This window comes from Rhizobacter sp. P3_B12, from assembly GCF_056402895.1.
On record NZ_JBFUGN010000345.1, the window covers coordinates 1 to 5,811 of the forward strand.

Below are 5,811 nucleotides of genomic sequence, written 5' to 3' on the forward strand. Positions count from 1 at the left end.
GCGCACAGCGTCTCGGTCAGCATCGCGGTGCGGCCGTCGGCCAGCGCATGCGCGAAGCGCGCCTGCACCGCGCCGGCCGGCGTCGGCAGCACGGGCGGTGCCGCCTCGCGCAGCGCGGTCTGCGCGACCATCCACTGCACGATGCCGTCCAGCGCCTGGCGCGGCACGACGGTGTGCACCGGCTCGGCCATCATGTCGGCATAGCCGGCACAGGCGATCGCATCGGTCGCGATGCCAAGCGTCAGCAGGTGCTCGCGCAGCGCTTCTTCCTCGCCGATCAGGTCGTCGCGCGCCACCAGCAGTGCACGGCCGCTGACGCGCAGCGCCTCGCGCGTGAGCTGCACGCCCTTCACCGCCTCCTGCGTCTCGCGGCTCACCAGGAAGCCCGCTGGCTCCAGCGGCGCGCTGACCGGCCGCTGGCCGCCGCCGGCCGCCATGTCGAGCGCCTGCAGCTCGCGCACATGGCGGCGGCCCGAGGCGCACACGTTCCACAGCACCAGCCAGTCGACCTCGCGCTGCACGGCGACCAGCGCCGCGAGCGTCGCGCCGAGCCGCATGCCGAGCAGGCCGACGCGTGCGCTGCCGCTGAGCGATTGCGCCGCGGCGATCGCTGCATGGATGTCGTCCTGCCAGCGCTGCAGGCGGCCGGCATCGGTCTCCAGCCCCGGCGAATCGCCGGTGCCGTGGTAGTCGAAGCGCAGCGCCGGCACGCCCGAGCGCGCGAGGTCGTCGGCCAGGTGGCGCAGCGAGCGGTGGCCGTGCGCGTACTCGTAGCCCATCGGGTTGCAGATCACGACGACCGCATCGCGGCGCGGCACCGCATCGGCCACGTGGTACCAGCCGAACAGCGGCTTCTCGGCCGTGCCGAGCATCAGCGGCTCGCGCCTCACCTCGGGGCGGCGCGTGGCGTCCGGCTGCAGCGGGATGTCGTCAGTCCGCACGGACGGTCACCGTCTCTCGCAGATTCAGCGCGCCGAGGTGCGCCTTGAACTTGCGCGGCGCGGCGTCGAGCGGGTGCAGGCGCAGCGTGCGGCGCGACTGCGGCGCCAGGTGGAAATGCAGGTCGTCGGCCGCGTAGCCGGCGCACTCGATGTGCACCGACTGGATCAGCGCGGTGCTCTCCAGCGTCAGTTCGACGCTGCCGTCATCGAGGCGCACGGCCTGTGCCGTCAACGCACCGGCGCGCTGCGGCGGCAGGTTCAGGCCATGCGGGAAATGGAAATCCTCGGCCAGCGTCTCGCCCGCCTCGTTCTTCAACCGCGCGACCGCCACATCGTGCTGCGGCGGCCCGAAGCGGTACGCATACGCGGTGTCGGCGAAGTGCCCGACCAGCGCATCGGCCTGCAGCGCGAGGCTCTCGTTCGCGGCCAGCATCACGCCGAGGCTGCCGCCGGCGGTGCGCACCTGGCCGTCCTGGTAGAGCGTGAACTCGACGCTGCCGGCGAACGGCGCGCCGCCCTCGTTGTGCACCTGCAGCTGCAGCCCGTCGAGCCCGCCGTCGGTGATCAGCACGGTGCGCGCGGCCCAGGCGCGCTTCAGCGCCCAGTACACCGCCTTCGGCCGGCCGGTGCTGTCGATCAGCCCCCAGCCGGCGCCCGGCCACAGGTCCTTCAGGAACCACACCAGCCCGCCGCCGCAGACGCCGCCCGGTGCCCGCCACTCGGCGAACACGCGCTTCAGCACCTCGCCGGTGACCGCGCGCGACAGCGCGAGGTAGCGCGCGATGTCGGTGCTGCGCAGCGCGACCGGATCGAGCCCGGTCAGCTCGCGCAGGTAATGGTCGCGGATGTCCTCGAAATCCCAGCCGGCGCCGTTGTCGCGCGGCTGGCGCTGCTTCCACAGCGGGTGGTGCGGCGCGATCGTCGGCTGTCCGGCCAGCAGCTCGATCGTCTCCGGCTCGGGCACGTGCGAGAAGCCGAGGCACTCGGTGGTGAACTTGACGCCCGCGTGTTTCGCGTCGCTGACCGGCCGCCGGTACGCGCCGACGCCGTAGTAGTGCGAGATGCCGACGCCCACGTGGAACGGCAGCGCGCCCTCGCACGGCGACGACCGGAAGTACGGCACGCCGGCATGGCGGCTCGCGCAGCGCGCCGGCAGCGTCTCGCTGAAGAAATCGTTGCTCCACTCCGAGGCCGGCAGGCCCAGCATCGCGGCCTGCTGCTCGACCTCGCTGCCACCGCAGTACGCGGCAATGCACGGGTGCGCCTGCAGGCGGTGGAGTTGCTGGTCGGCTTCGCGCTCGATCTCGGCGCGGAAGGCCTCGTCGGCGACCGGGTAGTCCATGTTGGCGAACATGAAGTCCTGCCAGACGAGGATGCCGAGCTCGTCGCACAGCGCGTAGAACGCGTCCGACTCGTAGGTCATCGTGCCGCCGATGCGCAGCATGTTCAGGCCGCCGTCGCGCGCGAGCGTCAGCGTGCGGCGCAGCTGCTGCGGGTCGCCATGCAGCCGCAGGAAATCGTCGGTGGTCCAGCAGGCGCCGCGGCAGAACACCGGCGAGCCGTTGACGTGGAACTGCACCAGGCCCTCGTCGCGCCGCACCTCGACCTGCCGGAAGCCGATGCGGCCGCGGTCGATCGAGATCCATTGCGTGCCCTGGCGCAGCTCGACCGTGCAGGCGTGCAGCGCGGGCGTGCCGTGTGTGTGCGGCCACCACAGCGCCACATCGGGCAGCCGCAGGTCGGCCGACAGGGTGTCGCCGTCGAGCGCGAGCGCATGGGTGCGGTCGCCGATGCGCAGCCGCGCCTCGGCCACGTCGCTGCCGGGCGTCAACGCGACGCGCAGGCGCAGCCGGGCCACGCCGGCCTCGGCATCGCACTGCAGGTCGATCGAGGCGAGGCCGCCGGGCGACACCGTCTCCAGCCACACCGGCTTCCACACGCCGACCGGGTGGATCGGAGGCGTCCAGCCGGGGATGCGGCCGAGCAAGGTGGTGCGCACCCAGCGCAGGTTCTGCGCCTCGACCAGTGCGGTCTTCCAGCGCGGGYGCGGCTTGCGGGCCGCGAGTTCGCCGTCGAGCGAACGGAAGCGGATGCGCAGTTCGTTGTCGGGCCGCAAACGACCGGTCACGTCGACCCGTTCGGTGGTGAACATGTTGCGCGTGCTCAGCACCAGCTCATCGTTCAGCCACACATCGGCGAGGCCGGCGAGGCCGTCGAAGCGCAGCTGCTGGCGGTCGAGCCCACGGGGCGCGGGCGCGCTGAAGCGGCAGCGGTACCACCAGTCCTGCGCGTCATAACGCCCGTGCGGCGTGTCGAGCTCGACGCCGAGGCTCGCACCCACGGTGCCCAGTTCGCGCACCGGCGCCCAGGCCAACCCCTCAGCCGCACCCGCGGCGATCTCCCAGCCGCTGTCCAGTGCGATCGCCGAGTCCATGGCCGCGTGCGTCACCCGTGTTGTCGACGCAGCTCGCCGATGCCTTGCGCCCAGGCCTCGCCCATCGCATCGATCGGCGACAGGTCGAGCGCCTTCTTGCGGGCCATCGAGCGCGCGAGCTGGAACTGGAAGGCCTTCGCGGTCTGCGAGATCTGCGCGAACGCATCGGCCGGGGCCGCCGCGTCGACGCCCTGCGCGGCGAGCCAGCGCAGGTAGGTTTCGGCCAGCTCGAAGCAGGCGCCGTACTGGCGCAGCGTCGCGAACGAGTAGGTGTGGAAGACCGTGATGTCGGACTGCATCAGCCAGTCGAGGTCTTTGGCGAACTGCGTCTTGAAGCGCTCGAACGGGTTGCTGGCCGGCACGCGCGTCAGGTGCTTGCGCAGCAGCGCGAGCGAGCCGTCGACGAGGGCCGCACCGGTCGGCGGCGTGAAGCCGGGCCGGGCCTTCAGGTACTCGATGTACGGCGGCAGCATGCGTTCGTGCACCAGCCCGTCGAGCTGGAACACGTCGCGGAAGTCATCGCCTTCCAGCGCGTAGAAGCCCTGGTTGTGGAAGTAGTCCATGCGACGCGCCTTCACGTCGATCGCATTGACGCCGACCGTCGACTTGGTGTGCGCGAGCTGGTAGGCCGAGCCGGCGGTGTCGGGGAGGAACCACGAGTCGAGCTCCACCAGCACCGGCCGGCCCTGCGCGACCTGGTCCTCGATGTGGTCGACCAGCGGGCGCCAGACGGCGAGTTCCTGGATGTCGACGCCGTACAGGTCGTACAGGTCGCCGTCGGGGAACTTGAAGAAGGTCCACTGGTCGCCTTCGAAGTCGACGCCGAGCGTGAACGCAAGCGCCGGCACCGGGTCGTGGCCGAGGYCGTGCAGCAGCTCGATCAGCACGTCGGCGTAGCAGTTGGTCTCGGCCCAGGTGCGCGGCGCGGTGTGGATCGGGTGGCGCTGGAAGCTCGCCGGCTCGATCGGCAGGACACGTTTCATGCGGTCCTCGTCACGCCATCGCCAGCTGCTGGCGCACCTCGTGCGGCCAGCGCTTCGGGTCGAATCCGTGCGTCTTCAGCAGCGCGAGCGCGATGCGCTCCAGCCCGAAGCCGATGCAGGCGGTGTGGGCCGGCGTGCCGTCGGCCTGCAGGATGTCGAACGAGACGCCGAAGTGGTCGAGGTGGTAGTTGCACGAGGTGATGGCGGTCGGCTTGTCTTCCTTGCAGATCGGCACCACGAGTTCGTACTTCAGGTCCTGCTCGCGCTGCGTGGCCTTCATGATGCGCGCGCCGCGGCCGAAGAACGGGTCGTCGGCCAGCACCTTCTTGACCGGCAGGCCCACCGATTCGAGGATGGCCTGGCCGCGCGCGAGCCAGTCGTTGCGGTGGTTCAGCGCCTGGTCGGGCGTGCCGAGGCGCACGAACTCGCGCTGGCGGAAGATCTGCATGCGGGCCGGATCGTCCGACGGTTCGTGGCGGAACACGAAGGTCTTCRGGTCGACGACGCGGCCTTGTGCCGACAGCGTGCCGGTGGCGGTCGGGTACAGCGGGTAGCAGGCAGCCGGCACCAGCATCACTTCGGCCGGCGTCAGCGCGGAAGTCCAGTCTTCCTTCGCCTCGAACTTGCCGAGCATGGCCTGGTGTTCTTTCTCGCCGCCGAGGAAGCTGTGCACCGAGCCCATCAGGTCGGGAAAGTTGTTGATGTGGTCGATGCGCGCGTAGTGCGCCCGCGGAAAGATCGGCGGGAAGCGCATCACCTCGGCGGTCTGGAACGCACCTTCGCGCGTCACCAGGCCCTCGAACTGGTCGATGATGTTCTCGAAGGTGCCGCTGCGGCCGTAGACGCCGCGCACGCCCGAGGGAATCAGCAGGCCGGCTTCGATCAGTTCGGCCTGGTACTGCTTGTAGGGGTCGTCGTGTTGGGTGCACATGGCTTTCTTGTCCTTCTGGAATGGTGCTCAGTCGCGCGCGCAGCTTGGGGCAAGGCGACTGGGCTGGGGGCTCATGCCGGGGCGGTCGACCCTGGCGGGCCGACTGCACGAAGAAGCTCGGCTTCGGGGGTGCATCGGCAAACTCCCTCCACTCACTTCGTTCGTTGTGGTCAAACACAGCCGATGAGTCAGTCTACGAAGCGTGCTGCGCACGCCACCCCCGAAACCGATCTTCTTCGTCGCCCCAGAAATCGCCCCCAGCCCAGTCGCCTTGCCCCAACCTGCGGTCGGAGCGTGTTCGGCGACGTCTTCGACGCAGTGGGCCGACGGTTCCGCAAAGGCGCGGGTGGGTAGGCTGTGGAGCGCCAATMRGGACGGGKCGCCGGAGCTGGCTGGTTTCATGGCCCGCGYGCGCCAGCRCGCTTCGTGMACTGACTGTCGCCSACTGTTTGACCACAACGAACGAAGTGAGTGGCGGGAGTTTSGGCGACGGGCCATGAAACCAGTCAGCGCAGGGGAGTC

At 70.3% G+C, this 5,811-nt stretch carries 4 protein-coding genes; all 4 read right to left on the reverse strand.

What is annotated here, in order from left to right:
- A partial coding sequence (locus tag AC1D01_RS17965) for a serine aminopeptidase domain-containing protein (protein WP_477868615.1) occupies positions 1 to 941 on the reverse strand: 941 nt, incomplete at its 3' end.
- Positions 931 to 3,375, reverse strand: a complete 2,445-nt coding sequence (locus tag AC1D01_RS17970) for a glycoside hydrolase family 2 protein (protein ID WP_477868617.1) — start codon at positions 3,373 to 3,375, stop codon at positions 931 to 933. The genes AC1D01_RS17970 and AC1D01_RS17965, both read right to left, overlap by 11 nt.
- A gap of 11 nt (positions 3,376 to 3,386) precedes the next feature.
- Positions 3,387 to 4,358 carry a DUF1839 family protein gene (locus tag AC1D01_RS17975; RefSeq protein WP_477868619.1) on the reverse strand — a complete coding sequence of 324 codons (972 nt, stop codon included), beginning with the start codon at positions 4,356 to 4,358 and terminating at the stop codon, positions 3,387 to 3,389.
- A gap of 10 nt (positions 4,359 to 4,368) precedes the next feature.
- Entirely contained in the window at positions 4,369 to 5,289 is a 921-nt protein-coding gene (locus tag AC1D01_RS17980; protein WP_477868621.1) for an amino acid--[acyl-carrier-protein] ligase, read from the reverse strand.
- Positions 5,290 to 5,811 lie beyond the last annotated feature (522 nt).